We start from the raw sequence: 22,241 nt of genomic DNA, 5'->3' as shown, positions 1-22,241 counted from the left end.
CGTCAGCGCACACTAACGGTTAGTGGATGCTAACGGAGTGGGAGACGGCTGGAGCGCGCTGGCGGACGGAACCCGGCGGGCGATCGTCAGCCGTCTGGCCGAAGGGCCGCAGGCGGTGGGGCAGCTCGCCGAACAGCTGCCGGTCACCCGGTCTGCGGTCTCCCAGCATCTGAAGATCCTCAAGGACGCCGGTCTGGTCAGCGAGCGCGCGGTCGGAACCCGGCGGATCTACCGGCTCAACCCGACGGCGGTCGCCGCGCTGCGCGACCAGCTCGACGCCTTCTGGCAGCGAGCGCTGGCCGGCTACGAGGCCATCGCCGACCAAGCCGATCCCCTGGAGCCCGCCGAGCCCGTCGATCAGGCGGGTCCCGTCGAACCAGCAGCCGAGGAGGAACCATGACCGCAACCGAGGCCACGGTGGTCAGCAGGCAGGTCGTGGTCAACGCGTCGCTCGACCAGGCGTTCGCGGCGTTCACCGAGCGATTCGGCGACTTCAAGCCCGCGGAGCACAACCTGCTCAAGGCGCCCATCGTCGAGACCGTCTTCGAGCCCCGCGTGGGCGGCCACATCTACGACCGCGCGGAGGACGGCAGCGAATGCCGTTGGGCGCGCGTGCTGGCCTTCGACCCGCCCCACCGGGTGGTGTTCAGCTGGGACATCGGCCCGCAGTGGCAGATCGAGACTGACCCGGAACTGACCAGTGAGGTCGAGGTCCGCTTCGTCGCCGAAGGCGACAATCGCACCCGGGTCGAACTGGAGCACCGTCACCTCGACCGCCACGGCCCAGGCTGGCCCGCGGTCGGCGAGGGCGTCGGTGGCGACCAGGGCTGGCCGCTCTACCTGGCCCGCTTCGCGGCCCTGTTCGCACCGGAGGCCTGACGCGTCGACCAGCACCCCCGCCCCGCCTCCGTGGCTGACACCACCGCAACTCCAGTGGGCACCAGGATGATCGGGGTCACGACAAGGGCGAGGACCGCCGTGCGCCCGTTCGGGGAAGGGGCGCGCCGTGGGGTTCGGAACGGGAGCGCAGCCGATGCTGTCCGGGTTCGGCGCCCTGGGCGTGCTACTGGTGGTGTTCGCCGAGTCGGGGTTGCCCGTGGTCGGCTTCTTCCTCCCCGGCGACACCCTGCTCGTGCCCGCGGGGATGGTGTGCGCGGCGGGGGCGGTGGAGGACCGGCTCGTCCTTTGGCAGGTGCTGGTCTGCGCCGCGGTCGGCGCGATCGCCGGTGCCCAGGCCGGCTTCTGGCTCGGGCGACGCGGCGGGCGGGCGCTGCTGGACCGGCCCCGCCTGCACCGCTTGCGCGCCGGGCTGGTGAGGGCCGAGGAGCTGTTGGCTCGTCACGGTGTGGCGCGCGCGATCGTGGTGACGCGATTCGTGCCGGTGGTTCGCACCGTGGTGAGCCCGCTGGCCGGCGCGACCGGCATGCCCGCCCGCACCTTCCTGCTCTGGCAGTCGGTCGGTTCGCTGCTGTGGTCGCAGACGATGGTGCTGGCCGGGTACGCGCTGGGCGCCCGTGCCCCGGGACTGGAGCACGAGCTCGTGCCGCTCACCCTCGCCATTCTCGCGGCGTCACTCCTGCCGGCTCTGATCGGTGCCCTCCGGCCGGGCCGATCGGTTCGATCGGGCCGAGTTGTCCGATCGGGCCGGCCGGGCCGGGCGGTCCCACCGCCCCGACGTCCCGCGGACGACCGCGTGGACGACCGCGTGGACGATCGCGTGGACGATCGCGTCGGCGACCGGTCCTGACAGACCCCTGCGCCGGGGCCAGCGCTCAGTCCGCCGTCAGTCCGCGGTCGGCCGTCTGCCGCCGACGGCGACCGCGCCGAGAGCGGTGAGCACCAGCAAGGGACCTCCCGCGTCGCCGAGTTCACGTCCGAGCTCGGCGGCGCCCATGGTCTGTCCCAGCCGCTCCTCGGGGTGGTGGCGGCCAGCGCGGCGAAGCCCAGCGGTGTGATCAGCCCGGTGCCGACGCCGATCGCCACCGCCGCCGGGAGCAGGCCTGCCAGGCCGGGCAGGACGGCGAGGGCGAGTCCGGCGGCGGTGACGAGCAGGCCGGTGCGCAGCCGATCCGGTCCGCGAGGCTGCCGAACACCGGCTTGAGCAGTACCTCGGCCCCGTCGTACAGCGCCAGCAAACCACCGAGCACCAGCAGCGACTCGTGGCGTCCGCTGGTGAACGCACCCAGGTTCGCGGCGACGCCATGGGCCCCGAAGGCGGTCGTGAACCCGGCCGCGAAGAGCGGCCGCGACACGAGCCGCGCGCGCCGCCTCCCGGCGGCGTCGGCGTTGTCGGCCTCGTCCTGTGCTGCCGCGGGTCCCACTGCTGCTCCTGGCCGTCCGATCGGTGGGGAGGCCCCAAGCTACGACGCGCTGTTGAACCCCCTTGGCCCGCTTCCATCCGGCTGGTTTCCCGGCGCAGCAGCGCGCGCCAGCGCCGTCTCGGCCACGACCGCGCCTAGCGTGATCGGCTGTCGCCCCGACCGTGGGCACCCAGAGGACGTGACGGAGGAGCCCGTGAAACCCGCAGTGCGTGCTTGTCTGACTGCCTTGAAGGCCGTGACCGCCCTGACCGCCGTGACCGGTCTCGCGGTGACGGCCGCCGCTGCCGTTCCCGCCGCCGCTGCTCCCGGGCCGTTCGTCGGCCCGTTGCACACGGTGCGCACCGTCGCCTCGACCGTCCCGGCCAACGGCGACGTGAACCCCTATGGCACCGCGCTGATCAAACACAGCGACGGGAAGCTGCGCCGCGGCGACATCCTGGTCAGCAACTTCAACAACAAGAAGAACCTGCAGGGCACCGGCACCACGCTGGTCGAGGTCTCCCCGCACGGCAAGGTCACCCCGTTCGCGCGCATCGACGCGCGCCACCTGCCCGGACCCTGCCCCGGCGGCGTCGGACTGACCACCGCGCTGACCGTGCTGCCGGGTGGCTGGGTTGTGGTCGGCAGTCTGCCCACCAAGGACGGCTCGGCCGCCACGGCGAAAGCGGGCTGCCTGCTCGTCCTCGACCGAAACGGCCGGGTCCGCGAGACCATCGCCGGCCACGGCATCAACGGGCCCTGGGACATGACCGCGACCACGCACGGCGCGACGACCGACCTGTTCGTCACCAACGTCCTCAACGGCACCGTCCACGCCAAGGGCGGGATCGTCCACAAGGGCACCGTGCTGCGCCTGACGCTCTGCGCCCACGGCAAGGACCAGCCGCCCGAGCTCGTCTCCACCACCCGCATCGGCTCCGGCTTCGCCGAGCGCACCGACCCGAACGCGCTGGTGATCGGACCCACGGGCGTCGGCCTGGGCCGCGACGACACCCTCTACGTCGCCGACACCCTCGGCAACCGGATCACCGCGATCCGGCACGCCTCCAGCCGGAGCACCGACGCGGGCACCGGACGCGTCGTCACCTCCGGCGGCAAGCTCAACGGCCCGCTCGGCCTGGCCATCGCCCCGCACGACGAGATCCTCACCGTCAACAGCGGCGACGGACTGCTCGTCGACACCGCGGCCGACGGTCACCAGCTCGCTTTCCGCACCCTCGACACCAGCGGCACGCCTCGTGGCGCCGGCGCGCTCTTCGGGCTGGCCGTCGACCGCGACCACCGAATCGTCTACTTCGTCGACGACGCGACGAACGAGCTGGACGCCCTCACGTCGCCCTGACCGGCGAGCGCCGACCGCCGACCTCGGGCCGCCTGCCGGCGACCGCAGGCGGCCGGCGGCAGGCGGCAGGCGGTCGACCCGAGGCGACCCGAGGGAGCCTGACGTGCGCCACCACTGCGGAAGGCGAGGAGCAAGGTCTCTTCGCCGTGATGCACCGGGACGACGCGTATGCCGCCTACATCGACGAGCTCAAGCGCGAGCACCGCGACCTCACGCTAACGGGCAGCTGTGCGGCGGCAGCGACCGGGCAACCCGACCTTTACCGCGCGGCCGGCCCCACTACCCAGCGGACGCCACCCACTGCTCCGGGCCGTCGCTGGGCCGTGCAAGGTGAACCAAGGGTGAGCAACGACGACAATCGCCGACCACTCCCGCGCAGGTCAGCGGGAGTGATCGGCGATTGCGTCGCACGTCAGGGAACCAGGGCGTCACGTCTTCGGCTTCTGACGCCCGGAACCCGATGGGCGGGTCAGCCCTGGTTCGGCAGGTCGTAGATGTTTGACGGGGTGGCGATCGAGGTGATCGCCTTGGCGAAGAGGGTGCTCGGCTCGGCGCCGTTGTGGAGGATGTCGGTGTTGAGCACGATCACCAGCGTGGCGTCCTGCTGTGGCAGGTACATGGTGACGCTCTCGTAGCCGGGCAGGGAGCCGTTGTGGCCGTGCCAGCCGTGGGTCTGGAACAGGCCCAGGCCGTAGCCCGCGTCGGGGAAGCCCTCCACCGGGATGAACTTCAGTCGCTGCGCCTGCGTGGCGGGCGAGAGCAGGTTGCCGGTGGCGACCTCCTTGGCCCAGCGGTGCAGGTCGCTCAGGTCGGAGATCATCGCTCCGGCGGCCCAGCCCCAGCTGGGGTTCCAGTGCGTGCTGTCCTCGACGGCGCCCGTCAGAGTCTGGTTGGTGTAGCCGTGCGCGTGCGGGGACGGGAACTCGGCGGCGACGGGGAAGAGCGAGTGGTCCAGGTGGGAGGGCTTCAGCACCCGCTCACGGAGGAAGTCGGCGAGCGGCATCCGGCCGAGCTTCTCCACCAGTAGGCCGAGCAGGATGTAGTTGGTGTTGGAGTACTGGAACTTCGCCCCGGGCGGGAAGACGTTCTTGTGGTGGTGCGCGTACGCCAGCAGCTGCTGTGGGGTGAACGGGCGCGTCGGGTTCGTGAACAAGGCCTTCTGGAAGGCCTTGTCGAAGGTGTAGGAGAACAGGCCGCTGCGCATCTCCAGCAGCTGACGGATCGTGATGTGCCGGCCGTCCCGCACGCCGCGGATGTAGTCCGCGATCGGGTCGTCGAGCTTGACCAGCCCCTCGTCCACCAGTTCCAGTACGGCCGTCGCGGTGAAGGTCTTCGTCTCGCTGCCGAGCCGCATGAACAGGTCGGACCGCATCGGCGCACCGGTCGCCTTGTCGGCCACTCCGAAGGAGCGCAGGTAGGTGCCGCGGCCCGGCAGCCAGAGGCCGACGCTGATCCCGGGAGTGCCGGTCTCCTTGCGCACCTCCTCGATCGCCTTGTCGAGGCGGGCGGCCAGCGCGGGATCCAGGGGACAGTCGTCGGCGGAGCGTTGTACGGACGGAGGGACCGCTGTCCGTGGTGCGGCCTGGACCGACGGGGCCGTCACGACGGCGGGGGTGAGGGCGGCGACGGCGAGCAGGGCGGAGGCGAGTCGACGAACCGGGGCACGGCGCATGGTGGGAGGCTTGTCCGTTCTTCCGTTGAAATGACCTTGCCAGGATCATCACCGCCACCCCCGCGCCTGGGGCGCACCCACTCGGCGTGCCGCCGCACGAGTCCACCCGTGCGGCCCTCGCGTTACGCCGACTCCCTGCGCACCAGCTGCGTCGGCAGGACGGACAGAAGCGGAAACCGTTCGAGTGATCGACGCGGTCACGACCTTTCAGGGTCGCTGACGAGGGCTTTGGCGCCGAAGTCGGAGTCTGGTTTTGCCGATCCGCCGCCAGCAGTCATTTCCGGCAGCCCGCGTGGGCCGTCCAAGTGGTCCTTCAGGACTCAGTACGGGACCGCTGTGTCGCCCCAACCACGTTGTGCCCGACGGGGCCGCGTCCGCGCGGTTCTCATCCGGACCTCAAGGTCTCACCCGTCACCGGTGAGGGCTGAGGCCATCTACTCAGCACGGCTACACACGCAAGTGGCTGGACACTGCCAACACATCGTCATGTGTTTCATATATGTGTTCGATCCTCAGGGATGGGCCTGACGGACATCTCCAGCCGACTGGCCCGATCGCGCCCATGTGGCCGTGGCCTGCAGTTTCGTCCGACGCGCGCCAGTCTGGCTCGACATTGGGACTTGGGCGCGTATGTCAGTGCCCTGACCTGCACTTTTGTCCAGAGAATCTCTGATGGTGCATCACCTGGGCATTGGCAAATATCCGATTCATTAGCTATGGCCTGGATGATTTTTCCGTTTTGGTGGGCACAGACGGATTCGAACCGCCGACATCTGCTTTGTAAGCTCGACCAAGGGTTCGAGTGTGGTGGTCTCTCTGCCGATTGCATGCAGCTGTCTGTCCGACCGTCACCACTGGTGTCTTCCCGGAGTCGGCGACGTTGCCGTCGAGCTTGCCGTGCACGCTCAGCCCCAAGCCGGCGGGACCCGTGACGTCTTGACCTTCCGCTTTTCAGGCCGTGAAGCGGTCTCTGAACTGCTGAGATGCCGAAGAGTCAGCTGCCGTCTGCGGTCGTTGGAGTCCCTGTCTGTCTAGGGCTGTTGGTGTATGTGTTGGTGTACACGAGACCGGCCCCGAAGGCAGGTCAGACCACGCGGTCAGTTGAGGCTCAAGCCTGGACCCCCTTGCAGGCGAGGAGTCCTGACTCAACGCACAAATCCCACCTGCGGCATGACGGGCTCCGATGTGGGTGTCAGGGTGACGCTGGAGAGGTGGTGGTCCAGCCGGAACCCGAGGAGCCATGTCCCTGATGTCCCTGATGTCCCTCGGGATCTCGCCTGGCCGTAGAACGGCGAGGGGCAAAGGGGCCAAGGGAACAACCGGCTCCGCCCCGGACCCTAGGACCGTCCACCCAACGCGACCCCGGGAGAAGCGCCCGCGTGCGCCTTCCACGGCCTCGAAGAGTCGGAGGCGCGCCAACACGGCACCGTTGTCGCAGGCCACGTGGGTGCCGAGCATTTCTCAGTTCCCATCACCCGGGCTCAGTGATCGTCGTATCTTGGTCTGTCTGGGGGATCTGACCCTGTTGGAGGCACCCTTGTGCCAAATGCTGCCGAAGGAGAAGCCTTGTCCTACAAGGAGACCAATCTGTGGAAAATCCTTGAGGCCGCACAGGGTGAGAACGAGCAGGCCGCCTTCCTCCTCGCAAGTTTTGAACGGAGTCGAGGGGCGGCAGCGCTCATTGCGGCTGAGATCGCGCGGGACATGCCGGATTTCACTCAACATGATATATCGCACATAGACGCCCTTTGGGAATATGCGGATTTGATATGCGGCGCCGATTATGTGCTCACGCCGGCCGAGATCTACGTGCTCGGGATTTCCTTTCTTGTGCATGATCTCGCGAATGGGGTCGCTGCTGTCCCTGGCGGGCGTTCGGCAGTCATGAGAGGGCCGCAATGGTTGGACGCGCTGGCGAGCGTCTGCCGGGAAGAGACAGGTACAGTCCCCGAGAGCTTCGAGAATATCTCTAGCGAAATTACATCGAAAGCCTTGGCGCAGTACCTTAGGGAACACCATGCTGAGATTGCAGCTGAGATACCCTGCGCGCCTTATGGCGATCATAATAAAGGGGCGCAGCGGTTCCTAATTGACGACGTCGAACTGCGCTCAAATTACGGATATATCGCTGGCCGAATAGCGTCGAGCCACTGGTGGTCAAGCAAAGATCTACGGTCGGAATTCTCCGCAAAGGTCGGCCCTCGGGCAGGAATGCCAGAAGGATGGACTGTCGATCCGCTGGTTCTTGCGTGCATTCTTCGATGCGCTGACGCCTGTCATCTCGATTCACGCAGGGCCCCAGAGCTCTTGCGCTTGATTCGCGACATACAAGGGCATTCAGAGGATCACTGGGTGTTTCAAGACAAGCTCCAGAAGCCCCAACTAAGGGACGGAAGATTGGTCTATACGAGCGCTAGGCCGTTCCCGCGAAATGAGGCTGCGGCATGGTGGCTTTGCCGAGATTCTCTCGCTATGGTGGATGCCGAGATCAATGCCATCGACGGCATACTGGCAGACCTTCAGAAGCCCAGATTTCAGGCCAAAGCGGTTGCCGGAGTTGCTGATGTCACTGCCCTTGCAGAGCTGATTCCGACGCAGGGCTGGTATCCCATAGATGCTCAGGTGCGGGCGTCAGATGTTGTAAGCCTCGTGCGGCGACTGGGCGGGGCGGAATTGTATGGGAAGAATCCCCGCATTGCATTGCGAGAGCTAATTAGCAACGCAGCGGATGCCGTTCGAGCAAAGCGTCACCTCATGGAAATCAGCAACGTACCAGCCTGGGAGATTTCAGGAGACATCACCGTTGGGATTGTAGAGAACTCGGGAGAGGCTTGGCTTTTTATACGCGACACTGGCGTAGGAATGACGAAGGAAGTAATGGCTGGTCCTTTGCTGAACTTCGGTACGTCATATTGGGGAACCGCCGCCTCCCGGAGAGACTTGCCCGGCTTGCTCTCGTCAGGCTTTCGGCCCACGGGACGATACGGCCTCGGGTTCTTCTCCGCTTTCATGCTTGGTAAAGAGGTGACTGTTGCCTCACGCCGCTACAATGCGGCAGCAGAAGACACCATGATTCTCGAGTTTTCGAATGGAGTCGAGAGTCGCCCACTTCTCCGGCGAGCCGAACAGAACGAACAACTTCACAGTGGCGGCACGGAAGTGCGCGTCCGACTAGACGCTGCCGTTGGGCAGCTGCTGGATATTTTCAGTAGCAGTCGCCCCCGTCGTCTTCCATCATTGCAAGAAGTCTGTGCGTGGCTTTGTCCGGCACTGGATGTCGACCTGTACGTTACAAGCGAAACCGAAAGAGTTCTCGCCGTACGCGCCAACGACTGGCGCGAAATGGACGCCATTGATCTACTGAAGCGCATTTATCTAGATAAGCACTCAAGTAAAATCCTTGAGGACGCTGGCCGCCGAATGAGATCGATCGTGCACCAGGGGTCGCTAAGTGGTCGACTCGCACTGGTTGCCGATTATCCTGATGACAGCATGGATCTGGATTATGGCGATGCTGATCCGCATATTTTCTTCCAATCAGTTTCAGCCCCCGTTGTAGTTGGCGGCGTCCGATCCGAGACCACATTCACGTCTTGCGCAGGCCTGGTGATCGGAAAATCACTAAAGGCTGCGCGCGACTCCGCAGTGCCTTTGATGGCCGCACAGGACTTCGGGGACTGGGCGAGCGATCAGCTTTCACTCCTGCCGCCCTCGGAGGGCGATCCTGACAGGTTTGAGAGGAAGCCGCTTCAGGTCGCTATTGAACTCTGGGCGAATCCGGGTAAAGAGCTTCTGGCCCATTCATCGCAAGGATGGATGAATTATGCAGATATCGTCTCCTTTGCCACGCATCATTCGACCGTCATCATTCTTCAGAATGCCGCCTGGTTCAACTTCGTGCGGAGTAAGCCAGGGGCTGAACTCTGCGCCAATGTCTTGATGGTGGAAATGGGTCGAGTCTTTCCGCTAGACACTGGCCGGCTTGATGATGCCCGAGCCTCCGGTTGGTCGATGATGCCTGGAGAGTTCTATGCCGAAAACACCATCGTTGGATGGGTGGAAAGAGCCATAGCCGAGGGATGGGGAATAGCTCGAAATGAAATACTGCTGAACCATGAGAGTAATCCCAACGAAGACGATGAAGGCGAATACGTAAAGGAGGTTATTTGCGAAGTTGGGGTTTGTGGGATTACCCCCGTTCGATTGCGAGGCCGCAAACTTGAGAGGCCCGAGTAGACACTGAAGCGATGGTTTCTAATGCCCCAGAAGAATATTGCAGTCGGCGCTGCCCCGGTTGTCATCCCGGGATCTCCAGAAGAGAGCTTCGAGACCCTTTTTCGATGGATTGAGAACGAGGCGATCGAGGCGCATCAGTGGTACCTCGATGAGAAGCGCTCGAAAGCATTTGTTTCGAAGCTCCTGCGGCTCCTTAGCATAGTCTTGGTGACTGTTGGAACTCTATTTCCGACGCTTTCGCTGGCATCCAATTCAAGGGTTCCTTCCGAGTATGGATACCTGCTTTTTGGTTGCGCTGGCGGGATGCTCCTAGCGGATCGAGGATTCGGCTTCTCGTCTGCCTGGACCCGCTATATGTCCACCGCGGGGAGGCTGAACGCCATAATCAAGGACTATCAACTGAAGTGGGGTCTTTATGCGATAAATTCCGGCGATCCAGAGATGCGGCATGCGAAAGCCAGTGAGATTATTGAAGGCTTTGCCAGTGAAGTCTTCTCGCTCATTGAAAGCGAGACAGAGACGTGGCTAACTGACTTTCAGGTGAATCTCGAAGCGCTTCGCAGCGCAGCAGGGGATAGGGAAAGGCCGAAGAAGCAGTAACCAACAGGCAGTCCGAGAGGAGGGTGCGGCTTGCCGAGGGGCCCTCGCGGCCGGGGCATCGGGTAGGGAGAGATGTTCGGCAAGCGGGGTCCCTGCTTGACCACTCTGTTGATCAACCAAGTGGTCAAGCAGAGACTGGTCGAGCTCCGGCAGGGATGTCCCTCGTGTCCCTCGGTATCTTCCCTGCTCAGAGTGGAAACGGGGACACGGAGACATGAGAGACAGAAGTGGGTTAGTGAGCTGCTTGGCTCAGCTCTGTGAGGTGATCGAGGTAGGCCCGGCCCTGCGGAGCGTCGGCGTAGTCGCGGTTCACGATCGTGGCTAGCTCGCGGCTCACCATGAGCAGCGAGGGGAGCGATTGTCGATCGCCGCGGAGGGCCCATTCGCCGTAGTTCAACGCACCGTCGAGGTCGCCATCCCGCGCAGCGACGACGCCGAGCGTCAGTCGGGCCTCTGCGATCCTCATGGGTGAGCGTTCTGCGCCGTCGAAGTCCGTGCTTGCCCGGATCACCTCACCGGCGAGAGCCTCGGCCATGCGGTTCTCGCCCAGCATGCGGTAGCAGTCCATGGCGTAGAAGTCGTACTTCGCCGGGTCCACCACGAAGTGGTTATCGAGGTTGTCCGGGTACGGCATGCCTTCGAGCAGGCGTCGGCCCTTATCCAAAGCGACCTCCGTCTGCCTCCGGTCGCCGAGCCGGGCCCACGCCTTGGCCTCCTGTGCCGCAAGCTGGACCGCCACGCCCTGATGGGCAGCGACCTCGCCGCCGGCCTGCGCCGCCGCAATGACGCCGCGGTAGTCGCCGGTCGTCAGGGCGAACCAGGCCCGCATTTCACTGGCCCACCCTTGGATGCCTGCGTGCTCCGCTTCTCCCCCGATCGACAGAGCCGCGCGGCGGGTGGCTTCGGCTCCGCGCTTGTCTCCGAGGTCGTATTCCACGCACCCGACCAACAGGGCGAGCCACCCGGCCATGGACAACACTTCGCGGTGCTGGGAGAGGGTCAGCCGCTGGGCGCGGAGGGCGAGCACGCGCTGAAGCCAGTTGCGACCTTCGATGAGGAGCTGCGGGGCGGGGAGAAGGGCGTACTCAGAGCAAAGACGGTCGGTCGTGATCCGGAGCGCCTCCATCGTCGCGTTGTCCACGTCGGACGCCTGGAGTCGGCTGATGATGTCCAGCGTCTCCATGCCACTCACAGCCACGATCTCAGCGTCGCCGCCTCACCGACTTCAACGACTCCGTGAGCGACGTCGCCGACGACATCGCCGCCGCCCTGATCTACCTCACCGACGCCGACCAGACCGACGACCCCACCATCCGCACCACGCTGCTCCACATGGCCGCGCGGCACCTGGAGTCCCTGAACTTCGCCGCCGCGGAGCTCGCCTGCTGGTGACCCGTCTCCGGTCTGCCTGACCGGCCGTGCTGCCCCGACGCCGAGCGCGCCGGGGCGGTGCGGGGGACCGGACAGACCCCGCGCCCCATGCAACACCCGTCACGTACTGCCGAGTTGTGGAGGCACCCCGTGTCCGTGGGAGAAACGCAGATCACGATCGTCGGCAACCTGACCGACGACCCCGAGGTGAGGTTCACCCAGGGCGGCGCCCAGATGGCCCGCTTCACCGTCGCCAGCACCCCGCGCACCTACGACAAGAACACCGGCCAGTGGGCCGACGGCACCGGCATGTTCCTGCGCTGCACCGCCTGGCGCGACCTCGCCGACCACGCCGCCGAGACCCTGGCCAAGGGCATGCGCGTCATCGTCACCGGCCGCCTGCGGCAGCACAACTGGAAGACCGACCAGGGCGAGGACCGCTCCATGCTCGCGGTGGAGGTGGACGAGATCGGCCCCTCGCTGCGGTTCGCCACCGCCAAGGTCACCAAGACCCAGCGCAACGGCAGCGCCGCGCCGTCGGCCGCCGACGACCCGTGGAACACCGCCCGCACCGCCGCCCCGGCCTCCGGCTTCGGCGGCGGCGAAGAACCGCCGTTCTGACAAGCAGGCTTGGTCCCGGAGCAGCCGTCTGGCTGGCCGGCTCATCGGCTGCTCCGGGCATCCCATCGCGCGCCATGCACCGAGAGGACGTGAACCACGATGCCCCAGCTCACCCTTCCCCGCCAGCACCGGACCGTGCTCGCCGCCGCGCTGCCGCTCAGCGCGTGGGCCGTGCACACCGGCGTGCTCACCGCCCGCCTGCGCGCAGCCCGCCGCGACCCGCTCACCGGAGTGCTCACCCGCCACGGCTTCGAGCAGGCCGCCCGCCGCACCCTCACCCACCCGAACGGGCTGCTGGTGTTCGTGGACCTGGACCGCTTCAAGCAGGTCAACGACACCCACGGCCACGCCGCCGGAGACGCCATCCTGACCCGCACCGCCACCGCCCTGACCGTCTGGGCGGGTCCCCGCGGCGTGGTCGGGCGGTTCGGCGGCGACGAGTTCACCGCCGCCTTAACCGTGCGTCCCGACGGGATCTTCGCCCGGCTCGGCGCCCTCGCCGCCGCCCTCGCGGGCCCGACGTGGGAGGGCCTCGCCTTGGACACCGCCGCCTCGGTGGGCGCCGTCCGTCCCGCCGAGCTGCCCGTGCCGTCCCTGTCGGCGGCGCTCGCCGCCGCCGACGCGGCGATGTACGAGGCCAAGCAGCACGGTGGCAACCTCTGGGCCCTCGCCGACGCCGAGCACATGCACCCCAATGCCGCCCGGCGTTGGGACCGCAACCGCCCCGCCACGACCACACGGAGGGCCGCATGAACGTCCGTGAGGCCGCTACGTGGCTGCCCGCGAGGTCGTGGAACGGCCTGACCGTCCTGGACGCCTTCTGCTGCGCCGGCGGCGCCGGGATGGGCTACTGGCTCGCCGGGTTCGACGTGCTCGGCGTCGACATCGCCGAGCAGCCCAACTACCCGTTCCGGTTCGTGCAGTGCGACGCGGTCGCGTTCATCCGCGAGCACGGGCACCGCTTCGACCTGCGCCACGCGTCCCCGCCGTGCCAGTTCGACTGCACCTTGACCGTGGGCACCAACCAGGACCACCGTCACCGGTACGCGGACCTGCTCGACCCCACCCGCGACGCCCTCGCCAACACCGGCGGGCCGTGGGTGATCGAGCAGCCGCCCGGCCGCGCCACCAAGCGGATGCGGGTGGACGTGACCTTGTGCGGCGAGATGTTCGGCCTCGCAGTCATCCGCCACCGCAACTTCGAACTCGGCGGCTGGACCGCACCCGCCGCCATCCACCTGCCGCACCGCGGCCGGGTCGCCGGGATGCGTCACGGCCGGTGGTTCACCGGCCCGTACTTCGCCGTCTACGGCCAAGGCGGCGGCAAAGGCACCGTCACCCAGTGGCAGCAGGCCATGGGCATCCACTGGACCGACCAGCGCCGCGAGTTGGCCGAAGCCATCCCGCCCGCCTACACCCAGTGGCTCGGCCGGCACGCCGCCGACCAGCTCGGCCGGTCGGTGGAGGCGGCGGCATGACGACGCCCCCTGTCGCACCCCTGCCCGTGTGGGACCAGGTCATGGCCACTGCCGAGGGCCGCTGCCAGTGCACCGGCGGATGCGGACGCAAGCACAAGACCGCCGACCAGCGCTGCGAGCACATCAACGGCGGATTCGTCAGCAAGCACGCCGGACCGGTCCGGCTGCTCGCCGCACCCGTCGACCCGGCCCGCTTCACCCTGCCGCCCCACAAGCTCGCCCAACTCCCCGCAGGGCGGCTCGCCGCCTGGTGCCCCACCTGCCACGACGGCGCCCGCCTCACCGCCCAGCGCAACCACCGCAAGCAACTCGCCGCCGACCTCGCGGCTTCGACTGACGTCCTGTTCTGAACTCAGCCCGGCCGGGCGGGCGCGACACCCCTTCCACCCGCCCGGCCGCACCACCGAGAGGAACACCGTGGCCGACCTGCTCGCCTACGCCCTCGCCGCCGCCCGCCGCGGCTGGCGCGCCTTCCCCCTGGTCCCCCGCGACAAGACCCCCGCCGTCCGCGACTGGGAGCACCAGGCCACCACCGACCCCGAGGCCCTGGCCGTGTGGTGGCAGCAGCAGGGGTTCAACATCGGCCTCGCCACCGGCCCGTCCGGGCTCGTGGTCGTGGACCTGGACGTCCCCAAGCCCGGTGACGCCCGCCCTGCCGTCTGGGCGCTGCCCGGGGTGAGCGACGGCGCCGACGTGCTCGCGGTCCTCGCCGAGCGCGCCGGACAGCCCTACCCCGCCCACACGTTCACCGTCCGTACCGCGTCCGGCGGCACGCACCTGTACTTCGCTCACCCGGAGCACGGGCCCGATCTGCGTTCCACCCGGAAGCGGTTGGGCTGGAAGGTCGACACCCGCGCCTACGGCGGCTACGTCGTCGCCCCCGGCAGCAGCACCCCCACCGGACGCTACGACGTCGTCAGCAAGGCCCCGGTTGCCCCGCTCCCGACCTGGATCGCCGACCTCCACCAGGCCGCCCCGCAACCACCCGCGAGGCCGCTCACGGTCGCGCTGCGCGGTACCGACCGGCGCTCCCGCTACCTGGCCAGCGCCGTCAACCGCGAGTTGGCCACCGTCACCAGCGCGCCGGACCACCACAACGACGCCCTCTACGCCGCCGCCTGCGCCCTCGGGCAACTCGTGGCCGGCGGCGAACTCGGAGAGCAGGACGTCACCGCCGACCTGATGCAGGCCGCCGCGCAGGTCAACCACGACCCGCGCGCCGCCGCCCGCACCATCGCGTCCGGGCTGCGCTGGGGCGCCCGCCGCCCCCGCACCTTCGCCGCCTAATCACCCGCGCTGATCGGAGGGAGTCCCCGGTGACCCAGCCCCCGCCCCGCCTGCGCGTCGTCCCGCACGGCGACGCCGAACCGCCCATCCTGGAACCGGACGACGCCCCCGACCAGCCACCACGGCCCGGGTTCCACAGCCTGTGGACGGCCGACCGGCTCATGGAAGCCACCTTCCCCGAGCCGAAATGGGCCGTCCCCGGCATCCTCGCCGAAGGCGTCACCGTGCTGGCCGGACCGCCGAAGGTCGGCAAGTCCTGGCTCTCCCTCGGCCTCGGCCTCCAGGTCGCCGCCGGCGGAACCGCCCTCGGCACCATCCCCGTCAACGCCGGGCCCGTGCTCTACCTCGCCCTGGAGGACACCCCGCGCCGCCTCCAGTCCCGCATGGGACACCTGCTCGCCGGACGCAAAGCCCCCGCCGCGCTGCACCTGGAGACCACGTGCCCGCCCCTCAACCAGGGCGGCGACCACCTGATCGCCGGATGGCTCACCGATCACCCCGACGCCCGCATGGTCGTCATCGACGTGTTCGCCAAGGTCCGAGGCCAGGCCGCGCCCGGAGTGTCCGCCTACGACGCCGACTACGCCGCCGTCGGACGGCCGAAGAAGATCGCCGACCACTTCGGCGTGGCCATTGTCCTGGTCCACCACGTCCGCAAGCAGGCCAGTGACGACTTCCTCGCCGAAGTGTCCGGCACCAACGGCCTCGCCGGCGCCGCCGACACGACCATCGTCCTCAAGCGCGCCCGCGGCAAGGCAGACGGCTTCCTCCACGTCACAGGCCGCGACGTGGACGAAGCCGAACACGCCATGCAGTTCGACAAGGACACCGGCAACTGGTCCCTCCTGCCCGGACCCGCCAGCGAACACGCCGTCAGCGACACCCGCTCCACCGTGATCGCCTACGTCCGCGACAACCCCTACAGCACCCCCAAGCAGATCGCGGAAGGCACCGGCCTCGCCTACGAGACCGTCAAACGTGCCTGTCCCCGCATCGCCGACTCCGGCGACCTGCGCCGCGGCGCCGGAGGCACCTACGCCCCGCCCCTCGCCGCACCCGACCACGGGGACAACGCCGAACCAACCACCTGATGTCCCCCACGTCCCCATGTCCCCGAAACCACCCCCACCAGCGCAGACGCCGGGGGACAGCATGGGGACACCGGGGACAACGACCCGCCACAGAACCGCTTCACACCTGGGGAGAAGCCAGCGATGACCACCGTTCCCGAGGCTCTGACCGTGCCCGAGGTCATGGCCGCACTCCGACTCAGCCGGAACAAGGTCTACGACCTGCTGCGCGCCCGCGAGCTGCGCAGCTTCACCGTCGGCCGATCCCGCCGGATCGCGGTCGAAAGCCTCGCGGACTTTATCCGCCGACAGGTCGAGGAAAACAACTGATGGCCCGTAAGAAGAACCCGAACGGCAGCGGAAGCATCTGGCGCCGCAAGGACGGTCGCTACGAGGCCCGTGTGTACGTGCCTCAACCCGACGGCACACGGAAGCGCAAGACGGTCTACGGCGCCACCTGGGAGGAGTGTGACGCCAAGCGCCTTGAGTTGGTCGTGCGTGACCGCCAGCACATTCCGACGCCGACGCGCTCGCAGAAACTGTCTGAGTGGTTTAACTACTGGCTGGAGGAGTTCATCAAGCCGCAGCGGAAGAAGACCACGTACGCAAAGTACGAGACCCACGTCCGGCGCTACCTGATCCCGCACCTTGGAACAAAGCGCCTGGAATCGCTGAGCGTCCCTGACGTGCGTCGATTCGTTGTCGCGGTCACCCGGGAGGCGTCCGCCGCCACCGCGAAGGAGTCGCACCGAGTGCTCCGCACCGCCCTCGCGGCAGCCTGCCGTGAGGAGCTGATCAGCCGCAACGTGGCGACCCTGGTTCCGGCCCCACGTGTGGAGATGCGAGAGATGAAGACCTGGACGGTTGACCAGACCGTGGCCTTTCTGGAAGCCGCGCGCCCAGATCCCCTCTACACCGCGTTCGTGCTGGCCGTCGCCCTGGGGCTGCGCCGCGGCGAGATCCTGGGACTGCGTTGGAGCGACATCGACTTGGAGCGGCGAACGCTCACGGTTCGGAACCAACTCCAGCGGGTGCAGAAGGAGCTGTACGCCGACAGCACGAAGAACCGACGAACCCGAGTGATCCCGCTTCCGCTGATGTGCATCGCGCCTCTGCGTTGGCGACGCCTTCGGCAGGCTCGCCAGCGTGACAGCGCTGGCGACGGGTGGGAGGAGTCTGGGTACGTGTTCACCAGTCGCACTGGTCGGCCGATCGAGCCGCGCAACCTCAGCCGCTCCTTCGAGCGGATCGCTGCGGAAGCTGGCCTGCCACGCATACGGCTCCACGATGCACGCCACGGTTGTGCGACGTTCCTCTTCGCTGCCGGCGTGGCTCCTCGTGTCGTCATGGAGATCCTCGGCCACTCGCAAATCGCCGTGACAATGAACGTCTACACCCACATCTCTGAGGACACCCGGCGTGAGGCCATGAATCATATGGACCGACTCCTGACTCGAACCCGTTCACCGCGCGATAGACCATGAGGACCACCTCACACGCAGACCGCCCCCGACTGGCTCGGGGGCGGTCTGACGCTCTCAAGCCAAGCCCCGATGAGATCGCGGAACTTGACCTCAGGGCTTGGTGGGAGGCTCCCGGCTCATTGGAGTGTGCTCGCGGCCCAGGTGACCCAGACCTCGCCGGTGGCGTGTTTATCGCAGCACTGAGGGGAAGACCACGCGCCCCACGTCTGAGCACGTGCGGGCGCTGTCGTTTGAGGGAGGGGGAAGCCGACTCAGCTCGTTCCAGGCGCTCCAGACCAGCGCGTCGAGGGAGGGAAGGGCAGCCGAGTGCACGGCCCCTCGTGAATGGCTCTCGTGCATTCGCCGCGGACGCCATTGCCCGTCCCGAGTGCGGCGTCGGCCATTGAGCGGCGGCCTCGTGCGGACTTGAAGCCGATGTTCCAAGGCGAGTCCGCAGATCACCGAGCCAAGGGCCTCGGCTGCCCTTTGCTCTTCGGACCCGAGCCGTTCCAAGAGGCTCGGCCACCGAACGACAACAACCCGCTCCCAGAGCTCAGGAGGTACGGTGTTGGCCAGGTGGTGGCTTTCTCCCACCGGAAGGTCCCGCAGCCGGCGTTCCGCCTCCTGGGTCTGACCGACGTACACGAGTCCCGAGCCGTGGAGGTGCACTCCGTAGATGACGGGGCCCACAACCTCGGGTGCTTCTCCTGGTGCGTCAGAGGTGAGCAACGCGCCGATGTTGTGAGCGAACCGGAATCGACGATCCTGCCATTCGGTCAGCTCGGCGACACCAGAGGTCAAAGACCCTAGTGCAGTGCGCCATTGCTCATAGGCTTTGTCATAGGTCGTGTGCTCCACAGGCACAGCATGACCCATGATCCACACGCACGTGCAGCCCTGCCCTATGGGCAGGGCTGCACTCCTCTTGCTAGGCAGTCGCCCGACTGCCGAAGAGGCCGCCGCCCTGCGTCAAGATGCGCTGCTCAACGTTTATCAGGCCCAGCAGTGCAGCAGACAGGGCCGTGGGCTCCACGAGCGCCTGTACGTCGTCCTCACCGATTACGACCGGGCTATTGTCTTCGGCACGAGCCACGAGGGTGCCGTTGAGGCGCTGTGCATGAACGACGTGGGCTACGGCTTCCTCGCCGTAGACGCGCTCCACAAGCTCCTGGACCTTTGCTGGGTCAGCCTTGGGCCACACCTGGTCAGCCCAGTAGGTGAACTCCTGAACAAAGACGGGGTGCTTCGAGTTCAGGTAGACAACGCCCCTGTACACGGTGCCGTCGGCAGTGAGGTCTTCGTTCTTGACGTACAGAGCGAGGTACTTCGCCTCGTCGGAGTCGAAGTCCTTCCACTTGAAGGCGGGATACCCTCCGCGAACCGCAGCGTTCACGCCGGCTGCCGTGCCCCCGGCCGCGGGAACGAGAATCTGCCGCGGGCCGGCGGTGCCGCCCTTGCCGCCGGGGCTGCTCGTCCCCGTTGCTGCCCGGCCACCTCTGGTGCCGGGCAGACCTGCGGTGGCACCTGTCGGGTTTCCGATGATCTTGCCTACGGCGGAGCTAAGAACGCGTGAGGCCTTGAAGCGTGGGTTGAGGCGATCGAGAATCCTCGACAGGTTCTTGGCCATCGCCGGGTCGGAGTGAGTGGTGTTTGCCGCGCGAGCCGCGTCCCGTGCCTTCGCCAGATCCTCCGGAAAGTTCTGGAAGAAGGCGTCGCCCCATTCGTCCCAGGGGAGTTCGCGCCCGCCCTTGGAGATCAAGATGTGACGCGAAGCTTGCGTGAGCACTCCCCACTGAGTAGGTCGAGCATCGCTGTAGACCGGGGGGTGTACCACTAGCCACGTGCGGCCCATGATCTCGTCAGTCACGCCGAACTGTCGGTAGCGCGATTTGCTGCTGTCTGAGTGGTAGGCCTCACCCTGATAGTCGACGACAACCGTCGGGCGTTGGGTGATGTAGTCCGAGGTCCCTCCAACTGGTTGCAGGGGCTCCGGAATGTAGGACCAGTCGATACGGGTACCGTGGCTGTCCACTGTGACGCTGCCCTTCATCGTTGTTTCGGGGATGAAGTGGCTGAGTCCGTGAACGCGGCGCGGTCGCCAGACCATGGTGCGCATGTCCGGAAGGGTGATGGACTTGTCCTTGGTGTCTCGCCGCTCGCTGCTTCGCTTGGCGTAGAGATCGATGACGGTCGTCTCGATGGGCTGACCGTCACGGAGCGGGATGTCGAGCAGTCGGCCGTTCATGTACCTAATGAGATCGTCAACCGTCTCCTTGCGAGAGGGGTCTTGATCGCCCATCCAGGTATCGCTGTCTGCCGCATTCCCAAGCAGAACCATGATCGTGCCCGTGGTCATCCAGTCAGGCCGGATGAGTCCCCAGTGGCATCCGTGCTCGTCATCCATGAACGGCTCTACGACGCTTATGTAGCCCAGGGGCTCGCCGCTCGCGTCGGCAGCTTCCCATTCACGTAGAGCGTAGTTGCCCGTGTGGTCCCGGTGGATCCACAGCATGGCGCCTTCCGGGGCGGCGTCCGTATAGCTGATGACTACGACCCCGTATGGATTCCATGGAAGCACTGAGGACTTGAACCCCTGACCGAAGTTCTCGTCCATCCCGATTGGCTTGCCGCCACCGCCGAACGTCGTCAAGAAGTCCCGCAGTTCATCGGGCTTCATCCCGCTGCCATCATCCATGATCGTGCGGCGCAGGACCCCGAGGTTCTCGGCGGCCTGCTCCTCGATACCGAAGTGGATGATCGAGGCGCCGCTCTCCTCGGAGTTCTTCCAGGCCTCGCGAGCCCACTGGAATGGGCCGCCGGCCTCGTACGCCTGGCGGACCAGATGTGCCGTGGCGTCGACCGGCACGTGGACGTATCTGGGCATGTTGTTCTCCTATCCCCTAGAGCCGCAGCCCTAGAAGCCTCGGCAAGAGTGATCCCCTTGCCCTTGTTCAAGGTACCTCCCCGTCCTGGCTACCGCAGTGCCTTACTGGGATCAGCCCCCGGCCCCAGGCGCAAGGAGCGACCGGGGCCGGAGCGCGGTCGCGACAGCAGCGGGCGCGCCAGCGTGATCGGTTGGTCACGCTTGGCTGGGTATGAAAAACCGGCTGTTGACGGTCGGCGAGTCGTGTAGAACGACTTCATGGCTCCTCCGATGTCACGCGTTGCTACATACTTTATGCGTTGCCCCACGCCCTTGACCCTCTCGAGTCCCGGACGTCATCTAATCGCAATGGCTATCTCGCTGGGCGGTTTTGAAAACGCAGCCCTTCATCTCGAAAGGGATGGGACTGCTTCCGCAAGGCTCCCGGGAGTAGGGGGGGATGGATTCCTTTTTGTCTCCATCAGATTCCACAGTGGAACTAGGCCAAATCCGATCTACGTCACGGATGAGATGGAAATGGCGAACATCGCCGTGAGAGTTCTCACAGAGTCCATCTACAACGCCCGCGGCCCGTTTCCTGGCGAGGGGGAGGGGTCAGATACTGCATACACTGTGGCCGAAATTACGACGCCTATTGTCAGCGTTCGGCCCGATGGAATCGCAGAGTCTTGTGAACCATCACCCGAGGCTTTGAATGTAGGATTCGAGCGTTCGCTGGAGGCTCTCTTTCTGCTGCTTCGTGCGTACCGTGCCGCTGAGAAGTCTGCGATGCGCTACCCGACGCGGGAACGTCTAGGTACTTTCGCTCTTTATGCGACTAGGCCTGCTCGTCCCGAAGATGGCGGATGGGATGGTCCAGCTTCGCAGATGCTGATGACCATGGCTCTAAAGCCGTCGCAGGCGCCTGCCCGACCTGGCGATGATGACGCCACTGGGCGACGGGTTTCATCCTTTGTGCAGGCGGAGATCATCAATCATCCCATGATTACGTATGGGGAACTTCGCGCCGATGCGTATGCTGCCCTTCGAGAGGATGGGGATCGGCGTGCGGCGGTATTGCTTGCTTATACTGCTAGCGAGGTCTTGCTCGATCAGGCATTGATGATGATGCATTGGGAGGAGGGCTCAACTCCCCGGGAATCCGCCAGCGTATTTTCGCGCCCCTTGATGTCCCGAGTTCGGGCTGATTATCAAAACCGGATCGGTGGGTCTTGGAGTGCCAAGGGTTCGACAGTTACGGGTAGATGGCGGGAGAACCTAGTTTTGCTTCGGCATAAAGTCGCCCATGGTGGTTACATGCCAACGGGAAGGGAGGCTAGCGGTGCGCTACAGGTGCACGCCGATCTTGTCGCGTATCTGTTTGATCGAATTGCGATTGCCCGGAAGAAGTTTCCCGCAACCGCAGGGATCATGGTAAGTGAAGCGGGTTTCGAGCGCCGTGGCGTCGTGGAGACAAAATCAGTAGTTGAGGCCATTCAAAGAGCAACTGTCGGTGCCATTCAGGACTACAGTGCGTGGATGCAGCAAGTCGTCACGATCCGCCTGAGCTGACGCAGCTCGGGCGATACGGGCGAAGCCCAAGGGGCTGCGAGTGGCCCCTTCGTCAGGTGCCTTCGCCGTCGGGGGTGGCCGGCCACGCGCGCAATCGACGCTAGCGCCTTGGGCAGGTGGAGAAAGCGGCCACCGCGGCTGAGCGCGCCGTCAAGCACGTGAAGCTGAGCATCGGTCTGTGCACTTCGAAGAGGCCGTTGCGCACAGGCCGCGTGCCGCCCTGCTCCGGGGCGTTGAGGGGTTGCCGTCACCTAATGCCGTCAAAGGCCTCGCAGCATGATCGCTGCGGGGCCTTTGTGCTGGTGGGCACAGACGGATTCGAACCGCCGACATCTGCTTTGTAAG

At 66.3% G+C, this 22,241-nt stretch carries 20 protein-coding genes; 16 read left to right on the top strand and 4 right to left on the bottom strand.

Annotation, left to right across the window (positions count from 1 at the left end; translation table 11 throughout):
- Positions 1-37 precede the first annotated feature (37 nt).
- The 3 genes from DN069_RS31315 (at position 38) to DN069_RS31305 (ending at position 1,747) form a co-directional block, all read left to right on the top strand.
- Complete coding sequence (locus tag DN069_RS31315; protein WP_243639980.1) at positions 38-400, top strand: ArsR/SmtB family transcription factor; 363 nt, start codon at positions 38-40, stop codon at positions 398-400.
- A complete protein-coding gene (locus DN069_RS31310; protein ID WP_111506612.1) occupies positions 397-879 on the top strand; it encodes an SRPBCC family protein in 483 nt (160 codons plus the stop codon). The genes DN069_RS31315 and DN069_RS31310 overlap by 4 nt, the downstream gene beginning before the upstream one ends.
- Positions 880-1,006: 127 nt before the next feature.
- Positions 1,007-1,747 (top strand): DedA family protein, encoded by a 741-nt coding sequence (locus DN069_RS31305; RefSeq protein WP_243639979.1) that lies wholly within the window; start codon positions 1,007-1,009, stop codon positions 1,745-1,747.
- A 208-nt stretch (positions 1,748-1,955) separates the two neighbouring features.
- Here DN069_RS31305 and DN069_RS42985 read toward each other — a convergent pair whose 3' ends face one another.
- Entirely contained in the window at positions 1,956-2,321 is a 366-nt protein-coding gene (locus DN069_RS42985; protein ID WP_243639976.1) for a hypothetical protein, read from the bottom strand.
- Positions 2,322-2,556: 235 nt separating this feature from the next.
- Here DN069_RS42985 and DN069_RS31295 point away from each other — a divergent pair, with 235 nt between their 5' ends.
- The gene (locus DN069_RS31295; protein ID WP_243639975.1) at positions 2,557-3,663 is read left to right on the top strand and encodes an NHL repeat-containing protein; all 1,107 of its coding nucleotides are present in this window, start codon (positions 2,557-2,559) and stop codon (positions 3,661-3,663) included.
- A 469-nt stretch (positions 3,664-4,132) separates the two neighbouring features.
- On the opposite strand, the gene DN069_RS31290 is transcribed toward DN069_RS31295, so the two are convergent.
- Complete coding sequence (locus DN069_RS31290; RefSeq protein ID WP_111506610.1) at positions 4,133-5,335, bottom strand: serine hydrolase domain-containing protein; 1,203 nt, start codon at positions 5,333-5,335, stop codon at positions 4,133-4,135.
- Between the two features lie 1,566 nt (positions 5,336-6,901).
- On the opposite strand from DN069_RS31290, the gene DN069_RS31285 reads away from it, so the two are divergent.
- Together DN069_RS31285 and DN069_RS31280 are read left to right on the top strand one after the other, a co-directional pair.
- The gene (locus tag DN069_RS31285) at positions 6,902-9,571 is read left to right on the top strand and encodes an HD domain-containing protein (RefSeq protein ID WP_111506609.1); all 2,670 of its coding nucleotides are present in this window, start codon (positions 6,902-6,904) and stop codon (positions 9,569-9,571) included.
- Positions 9,572-9,592: 21 nt separating this feature from the next.
- Positions 9,593-10,171: an SLATT domain-containing protein gene (locus DN069_RS31280; RefSeq protein ID WP_111506608.1), complete on the top strand. Its 579-nt coding sequence runs from the start codon at positions 9,593-9,595 to the stop codon at positions 10,169-10,171.
- Positions 10,172-10,403: 232 nt separating this feature from the next.
- On the opposite strand, the gene DN069_RS42000 is transcribed toward DN069_RS31280, so the two are convergent.
- Positions 10,404-11,354 carry an NsdA family TPR-like regulatory protein gene (locus tag DN069_RS42000; RefSeq protein WP_243639973.1) on the bottom strand — a complete coding sequence of 317 codons (951 nt, stop codon included), beginning with the start codon at positions 11,352-11,354 and terminating at the stop codon, positions 10,404-10,406.
- Between the two features lie 53 nt (positions 11,355-11,407).
- Between DN069_RS42000 and DN069_RS40490 the strand changes: the two genes are divergently transcribed.
- The 9 genes from DN069_RS40490 to DN069_RS31235 all read left to right on the top strand — a co-directional run bounded on the left by DN069_RS40490 (position 11,408) and on the right by DN069_RS31235 (position 17,482).
- Positions 11,408-11,563: a hypothetical protein gene (locus tag DN069_RS40490; protein ID WP_165845721.1), complete on the top strand. Its 156-nt coding sequence runs from the start codon at positions 11,408-11,410 to the stop codon at positions 11,561-11,563.
- 129 nt (positions 11,564-11,692) lie between these two features.
- On the top strand, positions 11,693-12,163 hold the full coding sequence (locus tag DN069_RS31270; protein ID WP_111506606.1) for a single-stranded DNA-binding protein: 471 nt from the start codon (positions 11,693-11,695) through the stop codon (positions 12,161-12,163).
- 99 nt (positions 12,164-12,262) lie between these two features.
- On the top strand, positions 12,263-12,916 hold the full coding sequence (locus DN069_RS31265) for a GGDEF domain-containing protein (protein WP_111506605.1): 654 nt from the start codon (positions 12,263-12,265) through the stop codon (positions 12,914-12,916).
- Positions 12,913-13,641 (top strand): class I SAM-dependent methyltransferase, encoded by a 729-nt coding sequence (locus DN069_RS31260; RefSeq protein ID WP_111506604.1) that lies wholly within the window; start codon positions 12,913-12,915, stop codon positions 13,639-13,641. Before DN069_RS31265 ends, DN069_RS31260 begins: the two co-directional genes overlap by 4 nt.
- Entirely contained in the window at positions 13,638-13,991 is a 354-nt protein-coding gene (locus DN069_RS31255) for a hypothetical protein (protein WP_111506603.1), read from the top strand. Before DN069_RS31260 ends, DN069_RS31255 begins: the two co-directional genes overlap by 4 nt.
- 67 nt (positions 13,992-14,058) lie before the next feature.
- On the top strand, positions 14,059-14,928 hold the full coding sequence (locus DN069_RS31250; protein WP_111506602.1) for a bifunctional DNA primase/polymerase: 870 nt from the start codon (positions 14,059-14,061) through the stop codon (positions 14,926-14,928).
- 29 nt (positions 14,929-14,957) lie between these two features.
- Positions 14,958-16,019 (top strand): AAA family ATPase, encoded by a 1,062-nt coding sequence (locus DN069_RS31245; RefSeq protein WP_243639971.1) that lies wholly within the window; start codon positions 14,958-14,960, stop codon positions 16,017-16,019.
- Between the two features lie 123 nt (positions 16,020-16,142).
- On the top strand, positions 16,143-16,328 hold the full coding sequence (locus tag DN069_RS31240) for a helix-turn-helix domain-containing protein (RefSeq protein WP_111506600.1): 186 nt from the start codon (positions 16,143-16,145) through the stop codon (positions 16,326-16,328).
- Complete coding sequence (locus DN069_RS31235; protein WP_111506599.1) at positions 16,328-17,482, top strand: tyrosine-type recombinase/integrase; 1,155 nt, start codon at positions 16,328-16,330, stop codon at positions 17,480-17,482. Before DN069_RS31240 ends, DN069_RS31235 begins: the two co-directional genes overlap by 1 nt.
- Positions 17,483-18,389: 907 nt before the next feature.
- On the opposite strand, the gene DN069_RS31225 is transcribed toward DN069_RS31235, so the two are convergent.
- Positions 18,390-20,345, bottom strand: a complete 1,956-nt coding sequence (locus tag DN069_RS31225) for an ATP-binding protein (RefSeq protein WP_111506598.1) — start codon at positions 20,343-20,345, stop codon at positions 18,390-18,392.
- 516 nt (positions 20,346-20,861) lie between these two features.
- On the opposite strand from DN069_RS31225, the gene DN069_RS39595 reads away from it, so the two are divergent.
- Positions 20,862-21,896: a hypothetical protein gene (locus DN069_RS39595; RefSeq protein ID WP_133260099.1), complete on the top strand. Its 1,035-nt coding sequence runs from the start codon at positions 20,862-20,864 to the stop codon at positions 21,894-21,896.
- The last annotated feature ends 345 nt before the right edge of the window (positions 21,897-22,241 follow it).

The organism is Streptacidiphilus pinicola (assembly GCF_003258295.1).
GTDB lineage: Bacteria > Actinomycetota > Actinomycetes > Streptomycetales > Streptomycetaceae > Streptacidiphilus > Streptacidiphilus pinicola.
The sequence above is the reverse complement of the archived record's forward strand: the minus strand, read 5'-3'. Positions and strand labels throughout refer to the sequence as shown.